The sequence below is a fragment of the Arthrobacter sp. zg-Y1219 genome, from assembly GCF_030125545.1.
GTDB lineage: Bacteria > Actinomycetota > Actinomycetes > Actinomycetales > Micrococcaceae > Arthrobacter_B.
Window position 1 is genome coordinate 193,855 of sequence record NZ_JASKLY010000001.1, and the last position, 20,114, is coordinate 213,968.

At 67.4% G+C, this 20,114-nt stretch carries 19 protein-coding genes; 2 read left to right on the forward strand and 17 right to left on the reverse strand.

Features of this window, described 5'->3' with window-relative positions:
* Nucleotides 1-16: 16 nt before the first annotated feature.
* The 12 genes from QNO00_RS00915 to QNO00_RS00970 all read right to left on the reverse strand — a co-directional run bounded on the left by QNO00_RS00915 (nt 17) and on the right by QNO00_RS00970 (nt 13,713).
* The gene (locus tag QNO00_RS00915) at nt 17-2,095 is read right to left on the reverse strand and encodes a helix-turn-helix transcriptional regulator (protein WP_284023305.1); all 2,079 of its coding nucleotides are present in this window, start codon (nt 2,093-2,095) and stop codon (nt 17-19) included.
* A 127-nt stretch (nt 2,096-2,222) separates the two neighbouring features.
* Complete coding sequence (locus tag QNO00_RS00920) at nt 2,223-2,618, reverse strand: FKBP-type peptidyl-prolyl cis-trans isomerase (protein WP_229965831.1); 396 nt, start codon at nt 2,616-2,618, stop codon at nt 2,223-2,225.
* Between the two features lie 52 nt (nt 2,619-2,670).
* Nucleotides 2,671-3,648, reverse strand: coding sequence for an FKBP-type peptidyl-prolyl cis-trans isomerase (locus QNO00_RS00925; protein WP_284023306.1), 978 nt, complete (start codon nt 3,646-3,648; stop codon nt 2,671-2,673).
* 190 nt (nt 3,649-3,838) lie between these two features.
* Entirely contained in the window at nt 3,839-5,200 is a 1,362-nt protein-coding gene (gene pafA / locus QNO00_RS00930; protein ID WP_229965829.1) for a Pup--protein ligase, read from the reverse strand.
* The gene (gene prcA, locus QNO00_RS00935; RefSeq protein ID WP_284023307.1) at nt 5,200-6,003 is read right to left on the reverse strand and encodes a proteasome subunit alpha; all 804 of its coding nucleotides are present in this window, start codon (nt 6,001-6,003) and stop codon (nt 5,200-5,202) included. The genes pafA and prcA overlap by 1 nt, the downstream gene beginning before the upstream one ends.
* A 2-nt stretch (nt 6,004-6,005) precedes the next feature.
* On the reverse strand, nt 6,006-6,830 hold the full coding sequence (gene prcB / locus QNO00_RS00940) for a proteasome subunit beta (RefSeq protein ID WP_229965827.1): 825 nt from the start codon (nt 6,828-6,830) through the stop codon (nt 6,006-6,008).
* A gap of 3 nt (nt 6,831-6,833) precedes the next feature.
* Nucleotides 6,834-7,034 (reverse strand): ubiquitin-like protein Pup, encoded by a 201-nt coding sequence (locus QNO00_RS00945; protein WP_229965826.1) that lies wholly within the window; start codon nt 7,032-7,034, stop codon nt 6,834-6,836.
* Between the two features lie 83 nt (nt 7,035-7,117).
* The gene (gene dop / locus QNO00_RS00950) at nt 7,118-8,710 is read right to left on the reverse strand and encodes a depupylase/deamidase Dop (RefSeq protein ID WP_284023308.1); all 1,593 of its coding nucleotides are present in this window, start codon (nt 8,708-8,710) and stop codon (nt 7,118-7,120) included.
* 14 nt (nt 8,711-8,724) lie between these two features.
* Nucleotides 8,725-10,419, reverse strand: coding sequence for a proteasome ATPase (gene arc, locus QNO00_RS00955; protein WP_229965845.1), 1,695 nt, complete (start codon nt 10,417-10,419; stop codon nt 8,725-8,727).
* 194 nt (nt 10,420-10,613) lie between these two features.
* Nucleotides 10,614-11,681 carry a tRNA (adenine-N1)-methyltransferase gene (locus tag QNO00_RS00960; protein ID WP_284023309.1) on the reverse strand — a complete coding sequence of 356 codons (1,068 nt, stop codon included), beginning with the start codon at nt 11,679-11,681 and terminating at the stop codon, nt 10,614-10,616.
* Nucleotides 11,682-11,824: 143 nt separating this feature from the next.
* Nucleotides 11,825-12,988, reverse strand: a complete 1,164-nt coding sequence (locus tag QNO00_RS00965) for a site-2 protease family protein (RefSeq protein ID WP_284023310.1) — start codon at nt 12,986-12,988, stop codon at nt 11,825-11,827.
* Complete coding sequence (locus QNO00_RS00970; protein ID WP_284023311.1) at nt 12,985-13,713, reverse strand: HAD family hydrolase; 729 nt, start codon at nt 13,711-13,713, stop codon at nt 12,985-12,987. The genes QNO00_RS00965 and QNO00_RS00970 overlap by 4 nt, the downstream gene beginning before the upstream one ends.
* Nucleotides 13,714-13,817: 104 nt before the next feature.
* On the opposite strand from QNO00_RS00970, the gene QNO00_RS00975 reads away from it, so the two are divergent.
* On the forward strand, nt 13,818-14,696 hold the full coding sequence (locus QNO00_RS00975) for a PAC2 family protein (RefSeq protein WP_284023312.1): 879 nt from the start codon (nt 13,818-13,820) through the stop codon (nt 14,694-14,696).
* Here the strand turns inward: QNO00_RS00975 and mshC are convergent.
* The 3 genes from mshC to QNO00_RS00990 all read right to left on the reverse strand — a co-directional run bounded on the left by mshC (nt 14,693) and on the right by QNO00_RS00990 (nt 17,227).
* Entirely contained in the window at nt 14,693-15,976 is a 1,284-nt protein-coding gene (mshC, locus tag QNO00_RS00980; protein WP_284023313.1) for a cysteine--1-D-myo-inosityl 2-amino-2-deoxy-alpha-D-glucopyranoside ligase, read from the reverse strand. The genes QNO00_RS00975 and mshC overlap by 4 nt on opposite strands.
* A gap of 23 nt (nt 15,977-15,999) precedes the next feature.
* Nucleotides 16,000-16,824, reverse strand: a complete 825-nt coding sequence (locus tag QNO00_RS00985) for an undecaprenyl-diphosphate phosphatase (RefSeq protein WP_229965819.1) — start codon at nt 16,822-16,824, stop codon at nt 16,000-16,002.
* A gap of 118 nt (nt 16,825-16,942) precedes the next feature.
* Nucleotides 16,943-17,227, reverse strand: coding sequence for a hypothetical protein (locus QNO00_RS00990; RefSeq protein ID WP_229965818.1), 285 nt, complete (start codon nt 17,225-17,227; stop codon nt 16,943-16,945).
* Between the two features lie 41 nt (nt 17,228-17,268).
* Here QNO00_RS00990 and QNO00_RS00995 point away from each other — a divergent pair, with 41 nt between their 5' ends.
* On the forward strand, nt 17,269-17,502 hold the full coding sequence (locus QNO00_RS00995) for a DUF5703 family protein (RefSeq protein WP_229965817.1): 234 nt from the start codon (nt 17,269-17,271) through the stop codon (nt 17,500-17,502).
* A gap of 67 nt (nt 17,503-17,569) precedes the next feature.
* On the opposite strand, the gene QNO00_RS01000 is transcribed toward QNO00_RS00995, so the two are convergent.
* On the reverse strand, nt 17,570-18,727 hold the full coding sequence (locus tag QNO00_RS01000) for an acyl-CoA dehydrogenase family protein (protein ID WP_284023314.1): 1,158 nt from the start codon (nt 18,725-18,727) through the stop codon (nt 17,570-17,572).
* A 10-nt stretch (nt 18,728-18,737) separates the two neighbouring features.
* On the reverse strand, nt 18,738-20,057 hold the full coding sequence (locus tag QNO00_RS01005; protein ID WP_284023315.1) for a M20/M25/M40 family metallo-hydrolase: 1,320 nt from the start codon (nt 20,055-20,057) through the stop codon (nt 18,738-18,740).
* Nucleotides 20,058-20,114: the final 57 nt, after the last annotated feature.

The following is a 20,114-nucleotide window of genomic DNA, read 5'->3' on the forward strand; positions in this document are numbered from 1 at the left end:
AGGAGGGCCGGCGGAGTCAGCCGTTCGACGCCGGAACCCCGTCAGCGGGCGGTTCGTAGTTCGCCAGCGCAGCGCGGAGCCACTCCTGCGTCTCCCGGCGCAGAGACTCGGGCGCGGCCACCACGACACTGCCTCCCTGCCGGGCGATGAAACCGGGAATCCACCGGGTGTTCCCGGCACGGAGCTCCACCGCGGTGCGCCCGCGCGCGAGATCAGCCCGGCGTCCGGCGTCGTACGCGCTCTCCACCCAGCTGGCTGCGGGCTCCAGCAGCAGGGTCACCAGCTCATCTTCGGCGCTGGGCCGGAAGAGGCCGGCCGGAGTGCTGTCCGGATCGGGGCCCTGCCAGGAGGCCGGACCGGAATCCGTGACGTTGTGGATGCGGTCCACCCGGAAGTTCCGCACGCCTTCCGAACGGTGGCACCAGGCCTCGAGGTACCAGCGGTCATTGACGGAAAAGAGCCGCCGCGGGTCCACTGTGCGGTCGGTGACCTCGTCGCGGCTGGGCACCAGATAACGCAATTCCAGCTGCCGGCGGCCGGTGATGGCCTGCTGCAGCTGGTCCAGCACGCCGGCGGTGCCTTCGGGTTCCGTGAGCCGGGCGGCGACGGCGGTGCCCACCCGTCCCGATTCCCCGGCCGCCTCGCTGAGCTTGGCCAGGGCACTGGTCAGTGCCGGGGTGCTGCCGACCCCCGGAAGGGACGAGAGCGTTTCGAGACCGACAATGAGTGCGGCGGCCTCATCCATGCCCAGCCGGACGGGTTCGGAGAGGTCCTGGGCGTTGTCGATGAAAATCTGGCCGTTTTCGAAGTTCACGTCCATCAGCCCGTTGGGATAGTGCCGGGGGCCGCTGACGAAGAGCAGGTTCAGGTCGCTTGCCAGCTGGGCGGCGCTGACGCCAAAGCGCTGTGCCGTCTGCTCCATGTCCGCACCCTGGTTCCCCAGGATGTAAGGCACAAGGTCAAGCAGGCGCGTCAGGTGGCTCTGAGCTGCCGTCGAGCTGGACGCGGGCGCCGGGGTGCGGCGGACAAGGGTGAAGGCCGGCACGGGTTTGAGCTGGGCCGCCAGGGCCAGCCGCAGGAGCTCCGCGACCGACTGCCGGAATTCCGCCGGCTCCACTGCGACGGCGCTGGCCCCCAGCCCGGCCGTGTCGGCCGCCAGGGCGTCCAGGTCCGGGACGGTCAGCGACAGCACGTCCCAGCCCGTGCGGTCCCCGGCCCTGTCCCCGGCCCTGTCCCCCGTCGCACTTTCCGGCCGGGCCGGTCCGTCGGCGCGCAGCCGCAGCTCGGCAGCCGCACCCTCCCGGGCTTCCACCACGGCCGTGACCGGGGCGAACACCCGGTCCAGCGATGCCAGTGAGGCCTCAATGTCGAAGTCCTCCGGAACGTCGTAGCTGCCCGCTTCCAGGGCCACCGGCGTCGTCATCCGGGACAGCCGGAAAAAGCGCTCGGCTCCGCGGTCCAGGTCCCATCCGACCACGTACCAATGCCCGAAGCGGCTGCCCATCCCCCACGGCTGCACGTGCCGGCGGGTGCTCCGCCGCCGGCCCGGTTTCGCCTTCCCTCCTGCGCTGCCGGTGCGTGCCGCCGGGCGGTAGCCGAAGGAAATGGGCGTGCGGGTGGTCGTGGCTTTCCAGACGGTGTCAAAGTTTGGGTCGTTGGTGCGGATCCGGGGCTGCAGGGGGCTCGCGGCGGCGCCGTCGGCCACCACGCCGCGGGCTTGGAGCTTGCGCAGCGCCCGTGCCGCTGCCGAGCCCAGCGACGCCTGCTCCCACATGCTTGCCGCCAGGGCAAGGACGGCTGATTCCTCGGGGCTGAACCGCACGCCGGGAAGCCGGTAGGCATCGGCTCGAATGCGGTACCGGCGCACCGAGTTGTCCTGGTCGTAGAGCGTTTCCTCGCTGTAGGACTCCACGGGAATGCCCTGTTCGCGCAGGAAGGCCTTGTCACGGTCGAAGAGCTTTTCCCGGGCGGCGGTGGACGGCGCTTCGCCGTAGAGCTCGATTTCGTCGAACAGTTCGTGCTTGGTGAAACCCCTGCGGGTGGACAGCAGGACAATGACCAGGGTCAGGAGGCGTTCGGTTCTGTTGGCGGGCACGGAAGCCAATCTACCGCGCCGGGCGGCGGAGCGCAGACGCGGCGGACAGCACCGGGAGCAGACGCGAAAAAGCGGGCCCGCTGCTGCAGTGCAGCTGCGGACCCGCCTGTTCTGCCGGGGTGCCGGGTTAGCGGACGCCCAGCAGGTCAACCACGAAGATCAACGATTCGCCGGGAGCAACTGCCGAACCGGCACCGCTGTCGCCGTAGGCCATGTGGGCGGGAATCTCGAGCCGGCGGCGGCCGCCGACCTTCATGCCCAGCAGGCCCTGGTCCCAGCCCTCGATGACCTGGCCCACGCCCACGCGGAAGTCCAGCGGGGTGCCGCGGTTCCACGATGCGTCGAACTCTTCACCGGTGGAGAAGGCAACGCCCACGTAGTGGGTGGAGACGGTGTCCCCGGGCTTGGCCTCGGGGCCGTCGCCGACCACGATGTCTTCGATGCGAAGCTCCGTGGGAGCCTCGTGCTCCGGGAAGTCGATCTCCGGCTTCTGGCGGTCGTATTCACGCTTTCCAAATGACATGGTGCTCCTTGCTGCGGCGGTGCCGCGTCAAACGTCGTGTTCGGTTCTAACGCTACTTGACTTCCTGGATGTCCACGACAAATACGAGCGGTCCGGCCGGGTTGCCGCTGGGTGCGGGATCGCCGTAGGCCAGCTCGGACGGAAGGACCAGCAGGACCTTGGAGCCGGCCTTCTGGCCGGCCAGGCCGTGGGTCCAGCCGGGGATGACGCCGTCGAGCGGGAACTCCGCCGGCTCGCCGCGTTCGTAACTGGAGTCGAAGGTGCTGCCGTCCCGCTGGGAAACGCCGAGGTAGTCGACCTTCACGGTGCCGGTTTCTTCTACAACCGCGCCCTCGCCCTCTTCGAGGACCTTGACGATCAGCTTGTCGGGCTCTTCCATGTTCTCCGGGATTTCGACGGCGGGAACGCCGTCCTCGCCGAAGCTGACCTTGGGCAGCTTGCCGTCGGTTTCCAGCGCGGAGACATCCTCAGGGCTCATCAGCAGGTTGCCTTCGGCCTTGCGGGACGCAGCCTCGTCCGGCGACAGCGTGGCCACGGTGTCCTGGGTGCTCTGGATGCTCAGCACCATCACCTGGGTGGGCTGGGCTGCCTGCTCGGTTTCGGCACCCTCCGACTGGGCGGCGGCCTGGGCATCAGGGAAGGCATAGGCGACCTGCGAGCCGACCTTGGCGCCCAGCAGGACCTCGTACAGCGCCGGGTCCTGTTCCTTCAGCTGCTCGTTGACGGGCAGCGCCGACGCGGCATCCTCGTAGGTGTCGCCGAGGACACTGCCGTCTTCGGCGTTCAGCGCCACGAACTTAAAGGTGATGCTCTGGCCTTCGGCAACGGTGTCGCCGTCGCCGGTGTAGACGATCTTCGCCGCACTTTCGGTGATCTCCAGCGGAGCATCGAACTCCACCTCGGGTACGGTGTCCTGATCCTCGACCTTGACCTTCACGGAGTCAAAAACTCCGGCCTGGCCTGCGGATTTGCCCGCGGCACCGGTCGCTTCCCCGCCGGAGCAGGCCGAGATGAGGAGCAGGGAGGACAAGCTTATGGCTAGTACTTTTCGCACAGTACTTCTTTCAGTGGTGGACAGGTGGGCCCGCAGTGTCCCCGGGTCGTGCCAGGGGTAACGGGAGCGGGCGGTCCCGTCCAGCGTAGCGTTTCTGCCTGAATGCTGCCTTGGTGCGGGTGAAAGCGGAGAAATCCGCCGGGAGCCGGTCCCGGCCCGCTGGCTCCTAGAGCGTCGCCAGCAGGGCTTCAACCCGTTCATCGACGGCGGCAAAGGGGTCCTTGCACAGGACGGTCTGCTGTGCCCGGTCGTTGAGTTTCAGGTGAACCCAGTCCACGGTGAAGTCACGGTTGGCGGCCTTCGCCCGGCGCACGAAGTCCCCGCGGAGTTTGGCCCGGGTGCTCTGCGGCGGGACGTCCACCGCCTCCTTGACGTCGCTGTCTTCAACCACCCGTGCGGTTTCCCCGCGGGCTTGGAGGAGGTAGAAGAGTCCGCGGCGGCGAGAAATGTCATGGTAGGTCAGGTCAAGCTGGGCCAGGCGCGGCGAGGTCAGTTCCAAGGAATGCCGTTCGGCATACCGATCCACGAGCTTTTTCTTGATCGCCCAGTCAATCTCGGTGTCGATGCCGGAGGTGTCTCCGGATTCAATGGCGTCAAGGGTCCGCTCCCAGAGGTCCAGCACGCGTTCAACGTGCCGGTTGTGGGCACCGTTTGCCGCCACGAAGTCCTGGACGCGGGCCAGATAGACCCGCTGCAGCTCCAGCGCGGTCATGGTGGTGCCGTTGGCCAGCTTCAGGGGCATTTGTCCCGTCAGGTCATGGGAGATTTCACGGATGCTCCGGATCGGGTTTTCCAGCCGCAGGTCGCGCAGCACCGCTCCGGACTCGATGAGGCGGAGCATCAGGTCCACGGAACCCACCTTGAGCAGGGTGGTGGTCTCGGACATGTTGGAGTCCCCGGCGATCACATGCAGCCGGCGGTAGTGCTCGGCGTCGGCGTGGGGCTCGTCCCGGGTGTTGATGATCGGCCGTGACCGGGTGGTGGCCGAGGACACCCCTTCCCAAATGTGGTCGGCCCGCTGGGAAAAGGCGTACAGCGAACCGGACTGGGTCTTCAGCACCTTGCCCGCACCCACCAGCAACTGGCGGGTCACGAGGAACGGGATCAGGATGTCCGCCAGGCGGGAGAACTCCAGCCGCCGCGGGATGAGGTAGTTTTCGTGGCTGCCGTAGGAGTTCCCGGCGGAATCGGTGTTGTTCTTGAACAGGTAGACGCTGCCGTTGAACCCCTCGGCCCGCAGCCGGTCCTCGGCTTCCTCCACCAGGTCGTCGAGGATCAGTTCGCCGGCCCGGTCGTGGGCCACGAGCTGCGCCAGGTCATCGCACTCCGCCGTCGCGTACTCCGGATGGGACCCCACATCCAGATAAAGACGGGATCCGTTGGTCAGGAAGACGTTGGAGGACCGCCCCCAGCTGACGACTTTCCGAAACAGGTAGCGGGCCACCTCTTCCGGCGACAACGGGCGGGAGTCCGGACCGGAGTATGCGATTCCGAATTCAGTTTCAATCCCAAAAATCCTGCGGTCCATCAGTCTCCCTCCGGGCCGGCCAGCAAGCGGTCCAGCTCCACTGTGTTGATTCGCCTGAATGCCCGGACGGTGCCCCGGGAGGAGAGCGGGGAACGGTCCAAAAATGCCACTTCCAGCAGGCCGGCGCCGAGCCGGTCGGGTTCCGCCGGCACGGCCTCACCGCCGCCGTAGCCGGACGGCGCGGATCCGTTGCCGTTGGGCCCGGCCTCGCCGGCCGCCGGACCGGCGGGGCTGCGGGTGGCGGAGAGGGCGGCGACCGCTGTGCGGACGGCCTCGGGAAAGCCGGTGTCCTGGTTCCAGGTCCGGGCCAGGGCTTCGCGAACCACTTCCGCCTGGCCGCCCATGACCACGAAGTTGCTTTCGTCAGCGATGGAACCGTCGAACGTCAGCCGGTACAGGTGGTCCGCATAGGGCTCGGTCCCCACCTCGGCAACGGCCAGTTCCACCTCGAAGGGTTTGCCCTCGGTGGTGAAAACCGACCCCAGGCTCTGGGCATAGACGCTGGCCAGGCCGCGGGCGGAGACGTCCTCACGGGAGTAGGAGTAGCCGCGGACATCGGCGTACCGGACACCGGCCTGGCGGAGGCTCTCGAACTCGTTGTACTTGCCCACGGCGGCGAAGCCGATCCGGTCGTAGATTTCGCCGAGCTTGTGCAGTGACGGCGAGGGGTTCTCGGCCACGAGGGCGATTCCGTCGCGGCAGGTGAGCACCACCACCGACCGGCCCCTGGCGATCCCTTTCCGGGCGAAGTCCGCCCGGTCCTTCATCAGCTGTTCGGGGGAGACGTAGAACTGCTGCGTCATGGTCAGCTCTCCCGTCCGGCGACGGAGCGGCGGTCAACAAGCTCCCGCGCCATCAATTGCAGTTCCCGCTCCGGGATTTCCCGGTTTCCGGCACTGTTGACCACGTAGACCACCGGCCACAGCTGACGGACCAGATCCGGTCCCCCGGTGGCGGAGTCGTCGTCGGCTGCGTCGTAGAGCGATTCGATGGCGACGGCGACTGCCTGTTCCTCGTCCAGCCCCGGACGCCAGAGCTTCTTGAGGGCGCCGCGGGCGAACACCGAGCCGGAGCCCACGCTGTGGTGTTCATATTCCTCGTACCGGCCCCCGGTGACGTCATAGGAGAAGAGCCTGCCGACGTGGCGTTCGGTGTCGTAGCCGGCGAACAGCGGGACCACGGCCAGGCCCTGCAGGGCCAGGGGCAGATTCGACCGCACCATTGCGGCGAGCCGGTTGGACTTGCCGTCCAGGCTCATGGGGGTGCCCTCGATCTTGTCGTAGTGCTCCAGTTCCACCTGAAACAGCCGGATCATGTCCAGGGCAAGCCCCGCGGTGCCGGCGATGCCCACCACCGAGTAGTTATCCGCCGGAAAGACCTTCTTGATGTGCCGGCTGGCGATCATGTTGCCCATGGTGGCGCGCCGGTCGCCGGCCATCAGCACGCCGCCGGCGTAGGTGAGCGAAACGATGGTGGTGGCCTGCGGTGCCGCCGCCGACGCCGATCCGGCCGGGGCGGTGCCCAGCCGGCGGGCTGACGGCAGCAGGTCGGGGTGGTGCCGGGCCAAATGGTCGCTGAAGGACGGCGGGGCCGCCCCGTTTACCTCTGCTGCGGGATCCCGGTAGGTCATCCGCTACTGTCCGCCCTTTTGGATGAATCCCCGGACAAATTCCTCGGCGTTGTTTTCCAGCACGCCGTCGATTTCGTCCAAAAGGTCGTCCACGCCTTCGGTCTGGGCGGTGGCCGCCGCTTCCGGTTCGGCTGTCGGCGGGGGCGTCTCCTCCAGCTCCTCTTCGGTGCGGGCTCCGGTGCTCTTGCGGTCCTGGGTTGCCATGATCATTGCCTTTCCCGGCCGGATTCCGGCCCTTTTACTGGTCCTGGCGGATCCTGCCAGGTCCTGACGCTGCCCTGCTAGTCCTATGGTGCCACGCTATGTTCGGGACCGGTCAGGAGTCTGGCGACAAAATCCTCCGCATCGGACGAAGCTTCGAACAACTCCTCCGTCAGCGCCCGGGTCCCCCGGAGCGGTTCCCGGGTCGGAATGCGCTGCAGCCGCCGGTGCGAGGGCAGCTCAAAGATGATGGAATCCCAGCTCGCCCCCACCACCTGGTTCGGAAAGCGGCTGACGCACTTGCCGCGGAAATAGGCGCGGGTGTCATCCGGCGGTTCGGTGACGGCGCGGGCAATTTCCTCGTCGGTCAGGATCCGCTCCATCTGGCCGCGGGCGGCCAGCCGGTAGTAGAGCCCCTTCTCCGGCCGCATGTCGGAGTACTGCAGGTCCACCAGATGCAGCCGGGCGTCGGACCAGGCCAGACCGTCGCGGTCCCGGTAGGCCTGCAGCAGCCGGAGTTTGGCCACCCAGTCCACGGAAGAGGCGGCTTCCAGCGGATCGCGTTTCAGGACCCCCACCAGCGAGGTCCAGCGGGTGAGGATGTCTTCGGTGGCGGCGTCGGCTCCGCGGCTGCGGCAGTGCCGGGCGGCGGCCTCCAGATAGATCTCCTGCAGGTCCAGGCCGGTGATCATCCGTCCGTCCTTCAGCTCTACGAGCTGCTGCAGCGTGGGGTCATGGCTGATGGCCTGCAGGGATCCCACCGGATCCCGCAGCTCCACCCCGGGCCCGGTGCCCGCCTCGATCATGGACAGCACAATGGAGGTGGTGCCCACCTTCAGCAGCGCCGAAACCTCGCTGAGGTTGGCGTCGCCGATGATGACGTGCAGCCGCCGGTATTTTTCCGCCACCGCGTGGGGTTCGTCGCGGGTGTTCACGATGGGCCGCCGGATGGTGGTCTCCAGGCCGACCTCGGCTTCGAAGAAATCGGCCCGCTGGCTCAGCTGATAGCCCTGGCGCTGGTTGTTGGTGCCCATTCCCACCCGGCCGGAGCCGACAAGGACCTGCCGGCTGACGAAGAAGGGCACCAGGCCCTGGACCAAATCGGAAAACGGAACGCTGCGCGGCACCAGGTAGTTCTCGTGCGAGCCGTAGGAGGCGCCTTTGCTGTCGGTGTTGTTCTTGTACAGATTCACCGGGGAGAAGCCCGGCGCCGCGGCTATGTGCCGCATCGCCGCCAGCACGACGGCGTCGCCGGCTTTGTCCCACAGCACCGCGTCGCGCGGGGTCGTCACCTCCGGCGAGGAGTATTCCGGATGGGCGTGGTCGACGTACAGCCGGGCCCCGTTGGAGAGCACCATGTTCATCAGGACGGGGTTCTCCGTGGACTGCTCCCCGTAGAGGGCAGCGGGGCCGCCGCCCTCCATGGCGATCTGCTCCGCGTCGAGGACCGGAGGCGCGTCCGTGAGCTGGGTCGGATCAGCTGCCGCGCGGGGCACCGTGAATCCGCGGGCGTCGTTCAGCGGCGCTTCGTCGGTGTAGTCCCAGCGGGTTCCGGACAGGTTGCCCATGCCGCTGCGCCGGGTGGCGGCATAGGCGTTGATGATCTGGCTGGACAGGACCGTTGCGTTGGCTGCCGGCAGCGCCGGCGCCAACACGCCGTATTCGGTTTCCGTGCCCATGACACGGCGAACACTCACAGATACTGTCCGGGGTTGGCGGCGGTTTCGATGGTGCGTCCGGGTTCCTGTCCCGCCTTGCCCTGGATGATCGTGCGGATGTACGTGATGCGCTCGCCTTTCTTGCCGGAAATGCGTGCCCAGTCGTCCGGATTGGTGGTGTTGGGCATGTCTTCGTGCTCCCGGAACTCGTCCACCACCGCCCGCATGAGGTGGTCGATCCGCAGGCCGCGCTGGTGCAGGGTCAGCAGATCCTTGATGGCGTACTTCTTGGCCCGGTCCACCACGTTCTGGATCACCGCTCCGGAGTTGAAATCCTTGAAGTAGAGCATTTCCGTGTCGCCGTTGGCGTAGGTGACTTCCAAGTACTCGTTGGACTTGTCCTCGGCGTACATCTTTTCCACGGTCCGCCGGATCATCTCCCGGACGGTCACCTCCGGATCGTAGCCGTTTTCCGCGAGGTCCTCGCGGTGCAGGGGCAGATTGGAAGTGAGGTACTTGGCGAAGATCTCGGCCGCCCCTTCGGCGTCGGGGCGCAGGATCTTGATCTTCACGTCGAGGCGGCCCGGCCGCAGGATCGCCGGATCGATCATGTCCTCGCGGTTGGAGGCACCGATGACGATGACGTTCTCCAGCTTCTCCACGCCGTCGATCTCCGAGAGCAGCTGGGGCACGATGGTCGTTTCGACGTCGGAAGAGATGCCGGTGCCGCGCGTGCGGAACAGGGAGTCCATCTCGTCGAAGAACACCACCACGGGGCTGCCGCCGGAGGCCTTTTCCCGGGCCCGGGCGAAGATCAGGCGGATGTGCCGCTCCGTCTCCCCCACGTACTTGTCCAGCAGCTCGGGGCCCTTGATGTTCAGGAAGTAGCTGCGGGTTCCCAGGGTGCCCGTCTGCTCCATGACGCGGGCCGCCAGGGAGTGCGCCACCGCCTTGGCGATCAGGGTCTTGCCGCAGCCGGGAGGGCCGTAGAGCAGGATGCCCTTCGGCGCCTTCAGCCCGTGTTCTCGGTACAGGTCCGGGTGCAGGAACGGCAGTTCAACGGCGTCGCGGATCTGCTCGATTTGCGGGCCGAGTCCGCCGATGTCGGAGTAGGAGATGTCCGGAACTTCCTCCAGGACGAGGTTCTCGACCTCGCTGCGCGGGATCTTCTCCAGCGCGTAGCCGATCCGGGTGTCGACCGTCAGGGCGTCGCCGACCCGCACCTTTTCGGCCTCCAGGGGCCCGTTGAGCCGGACCACGCGTTCGTCGTCGGCCCGTCCGATCACCAGGCACCGGTCGCTGCCCAGGAGCTCCTTCACGGTGAACAGCTCGCCGCTGCGCTCGAAACCCAGCGAAGCCACGGCCACCAGGGATTCGTTCAGGAGCACTTCCTGGCCTGGAACTATTTGGTTCATGTCCAGCAGTGGACTGACCGACACCCGCAGTTTCCGGCCGGACTGCACAATGTCCAGGTTGTCCTGGACGGCTGCGGTGGTCGTCCTGCCGCTGCTGGCGGGAACCCGGTGGTTCACCGCGATGACGGTGGCGAAGCTGAAGGGCGTGGCGCCCTCCTTTTCGAGGGCGTCCTTGAGGCGGATGATCTCCGCCTTCGCCGTCTCCAGCATCGCCACCAGCCGGGCGTTGTTGTGTGTCAGTGCCGCCAGCTGCCGGTCCACGTTCCGCAGCTTGTCCCGCAGCACGTTCAGCTGCGGGGACTCGGCGCCTTGCACGCCGGGCCCGCGGAAATAATTCCGCGGATCGTCGGCCCCGGAATCGATGGTGTTCTCTGCTTCAGCCATGGTTGCGACCACCTTCACGTTGCGCAGGGTCTCTAGCTTTGACGATAGCCCAGCAGCGCAGGCAACACACGGGTTGCAACCTCTTGTCTTTGTCGGCCGTCAGTTATCCGCCGACCCGATTGCGGCTAGGGGATTTCCGGCGTACCGTCCTTATCCGCGTTGTACTTTTCGGCGTTCTCCAGAGCGCCGCGCTGGATCTTCGAACTGGCGTCCTTGGCGGCCCGGCGCAGCTTGTGGGCGGAGACTTCGCGCTCTCCCACGGCGGCAGGGGTCCACGCGTTCAGGTCCTCTTCGCTGAAGTTGGTCTTCGAGGCGCGGCGCTTGGCCACCAGTCCGGTGGCGCCTTCGGCGAGGCGGCGGGCGGTGAGCAGGAATCCGGTGTGGGCCACCATGCGGTGGTCGGGCCGGACGGCCAGGCCCTCCAGGTGCCAGCCGCGGACCATGGATTCCCAGCCGTCGGGTTCGGTGAACCGGCCGTCGGCGCGGATGGCCTCCGCCGTGCGGGACAGCTGGGTGACGGTTGCCACATAGGAAATCCACACGCCGCCGGGAGCCAGGACGGTGGCCACCGCGTCGGTGCATTCCCACGGTGCCAGCATGTCCAGGACCACCCGGTCCACGCTGCCGGGCTCTTCGGTGCGGACGACCTCCTCCTGGAAGTCTCCCAGCGTGATGTTCCAGGCCGGGTGCGGGCCGCCGAAGAAGGTTTCCACGTTGCCGCGGGCGATGTCAGCGAATTCTTCCCGGCGCTCAAACGAATGCAGGGAGCCGGAGTCACCGACGGCGCGCAGCAGCGAGATGCTCAGCGCACCCGAGCCGACGCCGGCTTCGACGACGCGCGCACCCGGGTAGATGTCTGCCATCGTGACAATCTGGCCGGCGTCCTTGGGGTAGACGACGGCGGCGCCTCGCGGCATCGACAGCACGAAGTCAGACAGCAGCGGCCGCAGCACTTGGTACTGCTGACCGGTGGTGTTCGTGACGATGGTGCCTTCGGGAACACCGATCATCGTGTCATGCGGCAGGAATCCGCGGTGCGTGTGGAAGGCGCCGCCTTCGGTCAGGGTGATGGTGTTGTGCCGGCCCTTTTCGTCGGTGAGCTGGACGCGCTCCCCCGGACGCAGCGGTCCCCTGCGGTGGTCGGCGCCGTGGGGAGCTGTAGCGGCTGTCTGGCCCGGGGTCTCCGAGTTCATGGGTAACGTTCCTTTGGATCTAGGTGGTGCGCGGTGGTGGGGTGAAGTTCAAGGGGTGGAGCGGGCGCTCCGCCGGCAGCGCCGGCGTCCGGGTCCCCGGGTCAACGGGGAAGACGGGGCCGGGATGCCGGTGCGGGAGTGCCTCAGGAGCTGCGGGGCCGGTTCGGCTTGGCCGCGATGGCGTTCAGGACAGCTGCCTGGGTCAGGAGTCCCACCACCCCGCCGTCCCGGTCGATAACTGCATACTCGCTGCCCTGAAGTTTAGCGAGATAGTCCACCAGTTCAGAACCCGCGGCGGCGGCAGGAACATAGGCGCCGGGTCCCAGGGGCCGGGCGACGGCGTCGATCTGGGTGGACATGGCCAGCTGCTCCGGCACCTGCGCCAGCGCGTCCTGGTCCGCAATGGCCCAGGGCTGTCCGGTCGGTGCGGTGATCACCAGGGCGGTGCCGGGACGGCCGGCAAGCAGTTCCCGGGCCACGGCCACGGGAGAGGCCGCCGGAACGGAGACTGCCGGAGTCATCAGGGCGGCGGCGCTGATGGAGGGCAGCCGCAGCCGCACACGGGCATTGCTGATGCTGGCGCCGGCTCCCATCCAGAGGAATCCCGAGACCACGGCAGTGAGCAGGACCACCTGCAGATCGGGGCTTTCCTGCCGCAGGTACGGCGGCAGGATGACGGCGGCGGCCAGGGCCAGGGCGATGATGCGTCCGGCGTAACCGGCTGCCACTGTGCCCCTGTCCTGTGATCCGGTGGCTTTCCACACGGCTGATTCAACGATGCGCCCGCCGTCCAGCGGAAGCCCGGGCAGGATGTTGAAGATGGCCACCAGCAGGTTGGCCCAGATCAGAATCTCCGTCAGCAGCACTGCCACCGGAGGAAGCGGAGCCGCGAGGAGGAGCAGCCAGCCGGCCCCGGCGAGCAGGAAATTCGCTGCGGGACCGGCCAGCGCAACCAGCAGCGACGGGCCGGGGGTGGATCGGACCTGCCCAAACTGGGTGTGGCCGCCCCACAGCGTCAGGACGATCTTCGCCGTCGGCCAGCGGTACGCTTTGGCCGTCAGGGCGTGGGCCAGCTCATGGATGAGGACGGAGACCAGGAGCAGGATCGCGTAGCCGAGGGCGACGGCGTAGGCGCCGGCCCCCAGGAACGGGAAGCTCCGGCCGACCAGCGGCCCGAAAAAGACCACGATCAAAGCCGCGATGATGAACCAGGAATAGGCCAAGTACACGGGGACGCCGGCAATCCGGCCCAGCGGGATCCCGTCCCGGACCGGAGCGGGGGTGCCGGCGCCCTGCCCGATGCTCACCGGGCAGCCCCGGCGTTGGCGGTGCTCAGCAGGGAGGCCAGGTCCGCCGCCGTCTTCCCGGCCAGCGTCTCCCACTCATGCCGGCTGGCGTCCGGAGGCAGCGGAAGGAAATGCGGAACACCCAGGGTGACGAGACCGGCGGCGCGGGCGGAGGTGACTCCGGGGAAGGAGTCTTCAATGGCCACGACGCGGTCCTTGGCGAGGTCCGGAAGCTGTTCCGCCAGCCGGCTAAAGGCCAGTTCATACGGCTCGGGGTGCGGTTTTCCCTGCCGGACCATGTCGCCGGTGACCAGGAAGGAGAACGTGCCGGCGGGCAGCCGGCGGCAGATCTCCTCGGCCAGGACGGCCTCGGACATGGTGACCAGGACGCACGGAATGCCGGAGGCGGACAGCTCGCCGAGGAGTTCGCGGGCACCGGGGCGCCAGGGAACCTCGCGGCGGACCTGCTCGGTGACCTGGCCGATGAGGCGGTCGATGATCTCGCGGATGCTCAGCGGGACGCCGGCGTTCTGCAGGAGTCCGGCGCTGAAGGTCAGCGCCTGGCCAACCATGGCCTCGGCGTCGGAGTCGGTCCAGGAGCCGCCGTAGCTGTGCACCAGGTCCTTCTCCGCGGCGATCCAGTACGGCTCCGTGTCCACGATGGTTCCGTCCATGTCCCACAGCACCGCCTGAAGCGGACCGGGGGCGGGTTCGGTTTGCAGGGGGGCCTGGACGGAGGAAGACATGCATCCCAGTCTACTGGGCGGGCCGGACCCCCGGTTTACCCCGCTCCCGGCGAAGCGCTCCGCCCGGTCCTGACAGCGCGACGTGCTGGGCATAGGGTGAGTCTGTGAGCAATACCGAAGAAACCCCGCCCGTTGGTCTCCAGGATTTTTTTGGCGGTTCCCAGGAGCGAACCACCGTGATGCTGGCCGCCTTCGAAGGGTGGAACGACGCCGGGGAGGCCGCCAGCGACGCGCTGAAGTACCTGAGCATGTTCTGGGAAGCCGAGAAGATCGGGAGCCTGAACGCCGACGAATACTACGACTTCCAGTTCACCCGCCCCGTCATTGAACGGCTGGGGTCCGGTGAGCGGCGGATCAAGTGGCCCACCACCCGCATTTCCCGTGCCGAGGTTCCGGACAGCAACCTGGACATTATTTTCGTGTCGGGCGTCGAGCCGTCCTATAAGTGGCGCGCCTACACCGCCGAACTGATTGCCCTGGCCAAGGAACTCGGTGTTGACTGCATCGTGCTGGCCGGCGCACTGCTCGCCGACGTGCCGCACACCCGTCCCATTCCCGTCACGGTCACCTGCGAGGACTCCGACCTGCGCGAGGAGCTGAAGGTGGAATCCTCGCACTACGAGGGGCCGATCGGCATCGTGGGGGTCCTCGCGGAAATGGCCGGGCTGGCCGACATCCCCGCCGTGTCGATGTGGGCGGCCGTGCCGCACTATGTGGGCCACTCCCCTTCACCGAAGGCGCAGTTGTCGCTGCTGCACCGCCTCGAGGAGCTGCTGCAGGCGCCGCTGGACACCAGGCTGCTGACGGATGAGGCGGAGGCCTGGGAACGCGGCGTCGACGAACTGGCCACCGACGATCCGGAAATTGCCGCCTACGTGCGGCAACTGGAGGAGGCCAAGGACACCGCCGACCTGCCGGAAGCCAGCGGAGAGTCGATCGCCCGCGAGTTTGAGCGGTACCTCAAACGCCGCCGGCGGGACTAGAGCCGAATCCCCAGCAGCGAATCAACGGCCGATCCGGCCAGGACAGCTGCGTCGTCGCTGCGGTCCTCGGCCGGAGTTTCCAAGGCCGAAGCGGCCCAGGCGTCGACTGCTGCCAGGGCGGCAGGGGCATCCAGGTCACGGGCCAGCGCGGCCCGCACACCGGCGAGCATCTCCTCGGCCTGTGCGTATCCGGTCAGAGGCAGGGCACACCGCCAGCGGGACAACCGCTGCTCGGCGGCGGTCAGCTGCTCCCCGGTCCAGAACCAGTCGGTGCGGTAGTGATGGCTCAGCAGCACGGCACGGATCGCCGCAGGATCAGTGCCGGAGGTCCGCAGCGAGGAGACCAGGACCAGGTTGCCCAGTGACTTGCTCATCTTTGCGCCGTCCAGGCCGACCATTCCGGCGTGGGCATAGTGGCGTGCCAGCGGTGTGCCGGTGCAGGCGTAGGCATGGCCCGCGCTCATCTCATGATGCGGGAAGACCAGGTCGGACCCGCCGGCCTGCACCGTGAACGGCGCCGGCAGGAAACGCTGTGCGATGACCGAACATTCGATGTGCCAGCCGGGCCGCCCGGAGCCCAGCGACGCACCGTCCCAGAACGGCTCGCCGGGACGCTCGACGCGCCACAGCAGCGGATCCAGGGCGTTGCGCTTGCCCGGGCGCAGCGGGTCTCCGCCGCGTTCGGCGAAGAGCGGCAGCATCTGGTCGGCGGTCAGCCCGGAGACGCTGCCCAGCCGCCATGCGTCGGGGTCCTCGGGATCCAGTCGCGACGCCGCATCGACGGAGAAATAGACGTCGCCGGCGGGTTCACTGCCCGCCGCCGGGACCCGGTAGGCGAGGCCGCGGCGGAGGAGGTCTTCCACCACCGGCACAATCCACTCGATGGACTCGACGGCGCCGATGTAGTGGTCCGGGGCGAGGACATTCAGGGCTTCCATGTCGTCGCGGAAGAGCTGTGTCTGCTCCTGCGCCAGGGCGCGCCAGTCCAGACCCCTGGCGGTCGCCCGCTCCAGCAGCGGATCGTCCACATCGGTCACGTTCTGCACGTAGCGGACGCTGTTCCCGGAGTCCCGCCACTGCCGGTTCAGCAGGTCGAAGGCCACATAGGTTGAGGCATGTCCCATGTGCGTGGCGTCGTAGGGAGTGATTCCGCAGACGTAGAGGCTGGCTTCACCCCCCGGGCGCACGGGCACTGTCCGGTGCAGGGCGGTGTCGTAGAGGGCGACGTCCGGGGAGGTTCCGGGCAGGACGGGCAGGGGGGAGCTTTTCCACGCGATCACAGGTTCAACTCTACTTTCCGTTGCTAGGCGTTCAGCACGCCGAGTCCCAGCAGGATATAAATCACGACGCCGAGAAGGATGCGATACCAGACAAAGAGGCTGTAGCCGCGGGTGGAAACATACCGCAGGAACCAGCCGATGATGATGAAGCCCACGATGAACGCGACCAGAGTGGCGCCGGCGGTTTCCCAGCCGCCGTAGACCATCGGTTCGTCCAAGGACTTCACCAGCTGGAAGATGCCGCTGCCGAAGACCGCGGGGATGGCCAGCAGGAAGGCATAACGGGCGGCTGCCTCACGGGTGTAGCCCATGAACAGCCCTGCCGTGATCGTGCCGCCGGAGCGGCTGACGCCCGGAATCAGGGCCAGCGCCTGCGCGAAGCCGTACAGGATGCCGTGCTTGTAGGTGAGCTGGTCCAGCTTGCGCTGCTGCTTGCCGACGGCGTCCGCCACGGCGAGGATGATGCCGAACACGATCAGCATGGTCGCCACGATCCAGAGGCTGCGGAAGGTGCTTTCGATCTGGTCCTGGAACAGCAGGCCCAGGACCACGATGGGCAGCGTGCCGATGATGATCAGCCACCCCATGCGGGCATCGGGGTCGGTGCGCGGAACGCGGCCGGCCAGCGAACCAAACCACGCCTTAATGATGCGGACGATGTCTTTCCAGAAATAGACCGCCACTGCCGTTTCCGTGCCCAGCTGCGTGATGGCGGTGAACGCCGCGCCCGGATCCTGGGCGCCGGGCAGCAGTTCACCCACTATTCGCAGATGGGCGCTGGAGGAGATGGGGAGAAATTCAGTCAAGCCCTGAATGAGACCGAGGAAGAGCGCTTCAAACCAATTCACAAGATAGAACTCTAAGCCACGACCCGCACCTGTCCGCGCGCAGCCCCTCGGGGCGTCCCGCCGGTGAGTCCCATGTCATGCTCCGCAGCGGCAGGATTTCCCGACCGGGCGCCCGGAGCTATTGCCCGGGCTGGACTCCGGAGGACCGCTCTTCGGCTCCCTCCCCGTCGTCGGCAAAGGAGCCGTCAAACTCATCGTCGTCGTCCTCATAGATCTCCAGCGGCGTGACCTCGCCGTACGCGTCGTAGAGGACCTCCTCATAGACTTCGAAGGCATCCGCCACCGCCAGATATGCTGTCTCCACCATCGGATCCTTGTCCCCGCGGCGCTGGGAAGCAGCCGTCAGATGCTCTTCGAGGGCGGCCATCAGGGATTGGAGCGCCACGTGCGGATCTATGCTCATGCCCTAGACGTTAGCGGTAAAGAAGGCAAAATTGGAGGGATATGCGAGAACAAATTCTTCGGCCCGGCGTGCAGCGGCCAGACGAGAACTTCCGGGACTATGAGTACCTCGTGGTGTCGGTGAACCCCGGAGATTCAGTGGCCGAGGCCCGCAGGGTGATCAGTGGGCATGCGGAGTACGGCAAGTGGGAGCTGCACCGCAGCTGCATTTACCGCGGCGGCGCCCGGCGCTTCTGGCTCCGCCGGCGCGTGATGCGGGTTCAGCGCACCGCCTGAGCCTTGTGCACCGGCCTGCACCGGCCGACTCAGGAAGCACCGTCCCGGTCAGGAAGCACAGTCCGGCTCAGGAATCCCCGGGAACCGGCCCCAGCCAGGCATTCGCAACCGAGTTGTGGACCGAGTCTTCGCTGGACGGATGGAACATCCCGGCCAGGACGTCCCGATACAGGCGTTCCAGCTCCGCCCCGCGCGAGTAGCTTCGGCCCCCTGACACCCGCACGGCCGTTTCGACGACGGAGCGGGCGGTTTCGGTGGCACGGTACTTCAGCGAGGACAGCCGGGGAAACCAGAGGCTGCCGTGGTCGGTGCCCGCTTCGAGGTCACGCGCAATGGCTTCCAGCTGCGGATGGATGCCGTCCATCCGGATCGCCGCATCGGCCACTTTCCAGCGGGTGAACGGGTCATGGGCGGCGGGTCCGCCGCCCGCCGTCGTCCGCTCCTGCGCCGCCGCCACCGCCAGGTCGACGGCGCGGTCCCCCACTCCGGTGTAGACCGCCGAGAGCAGCGTCTCGAACAGGCTGAAGATGCCGAACACGAAGGCGTCGGCGTGCGGGCCCACCGGCGTGGTGCGGACCAGCTGATCAGCGGTCAGCACCGCGTTGTCCAGGACGGTGGTGCAGGACTGGCTGGCGCGCATGCCCATGGTGTTCCAGTCGTCTTTGATGGTGATGCCCGCGGTGCCCCGCGGAGCGAAGCCGAAGATCAGCCGGGGTTCGTCCGGATCGGAATCGTCCCGGCCGAAAATGCCGAGCCGGGTCCACGCCGGGGAGAGGCTGGTGAAAATCTTGGTCCCGGTGAACGCGTAGGAGCCGTCCCCCTGCGGCCGCGCCGCCGTGAAGGAGTCAAAGAGCACCGCGGCGTTCCCCGGCTCGGAGACGCCGAAGGCATACAGCTCCCCCTTGACCGCGTCGTCGAGCACGAAGGACAGGGAATCATCCCCGCGCAGCGACAGCAGGTGCGCCACTCCGCACCAGACCTGGTGCATGTTGACCGCCAGCGCGGTGGCCGGAGCAGCCATGGCCAGCAGGCGCTGGGCCTGCACCACCTCGGGAATGCTGAACCCCGCGCCGCCCGCCTCCCGCGGGGCAAAGAGGGCCAGGTAGCCGGCGGCGCGCAGGTCCTCGAGGTCTTCCGTGAAGAAGCTGTTGTCCCGGTCGTAGCCGGCGGCCCGGCTGCGCAGGCGGTCCAGGAGTTCCGGGGTCAGGATGTCGGTGATGGTCACGGGGCGGCTCCTAGTAGCTGGTGAGCAGGCGGGAGAGCACCCGCGTGCCGAATTTCAGGGAATCCACCGGAACGCGCTCGTCCACGCCGTGGAACATGCCGGTGAAGTCCAGGTCCTCGGGCAGGCGCAGCGGGGCGAACCCGTAGCCGGTGATGCCCAGGCGGCTCAGGGACTTGTTGTCGGTGCCGCCGGAAAGCGTGTAGGGCAGGACGGGCGCTCCCGGGTCCTCGGCCTGCAGCGCGCCGATCATCGAATCCACGAGGTTGCCCTTGAACGGCACCTCGAGCGAGACGTCCTTGTGTTCGTAGCTGACGTCGACTCCGGGTCCGGCGAGGTCCTTGATGATGGCCAGGACCTGCTCCTCCTGCCCGGGCAGGGTGCGCACGTCAATCAGGGCTTCGGCGGTTCCCGGAATGACGTTGTGCTTGTAGCCGGCCTTCAGGACAGAGGGATTGGCAGTGTTCTGCAGCGTGGCGCCCACGAAACGGGCCACGGTGCCCAGCTCGGCCAGCAGCTTCTCCGGGTTGTCAGGATCGAACTCGACGCCGGTGAGCTCGGTGACGCCGTCCAGAAAGGCCCGGGTGGTGTCGGTGAGCTCAATGGGCCAGGGGTACTCTCCGATCGTGGCCACGGCGCGGGCCAGCCGGGTCACCGCGTTGTCGGTGTTGATCTGCGAACCGTGCCCGGCGCGCCCGTGGGCGACCAGCCGCAGCCAGGAGATGCCCTTCTCGGCGGTCTGCAGCAGGTAGGTGCGCTTGCCGCCGATCGTTGCCGAGAAGCCGCCCACTTCCGAAATCGCTTCGGTGGCACCGTCAAACAGTTCCCGGCGGTTTTCGACCGCCCAGGTGGCCCCGTACTTTCCGCCGGCTTCCTCATCGGCAAAGAAGGCGAAAATGAGGTCCCGCTTCGGCTTGGTTCCGGTGCGGGCCATGCTGCGCATCACGGAGAGGATCATGGCGTCCATGTCCTTCATGTCGACGGCGCCGCGGCCCCAGATCAGGCCGTCCCGCTCTTCCCCGCTGAACGGGTCCACCGACCAGTCCTGCTTCTGCGCCGGGACCACGTCCAGATGGCCGTGCACCACCAGCGCCGGAAGGGACGAATCGGTGCCCTCCATGCGCGTGACGACCGAGGCGCGGCCGGGGGCTGATTCGAACAGGTCAGCCTGAAGTCCCGCCTCTTCGATCAGTCCGGCCGTGTACTCGGCGGCGGACCGCTCCCCCGGACCGGATCCGTCTCCAAAGTTGGAGGTATCAAAGCGGATGAGCTCCTGGCAGATCCGGGTGACTTCATCTTCGGCTGTTCGCTCGCGCGCAGTGGTTTCAGACATTGGTTCTCCTTCGAAGGCAATGCTGCCAGCCTAGTTCCCGGAGGCCTGACCAGCGCC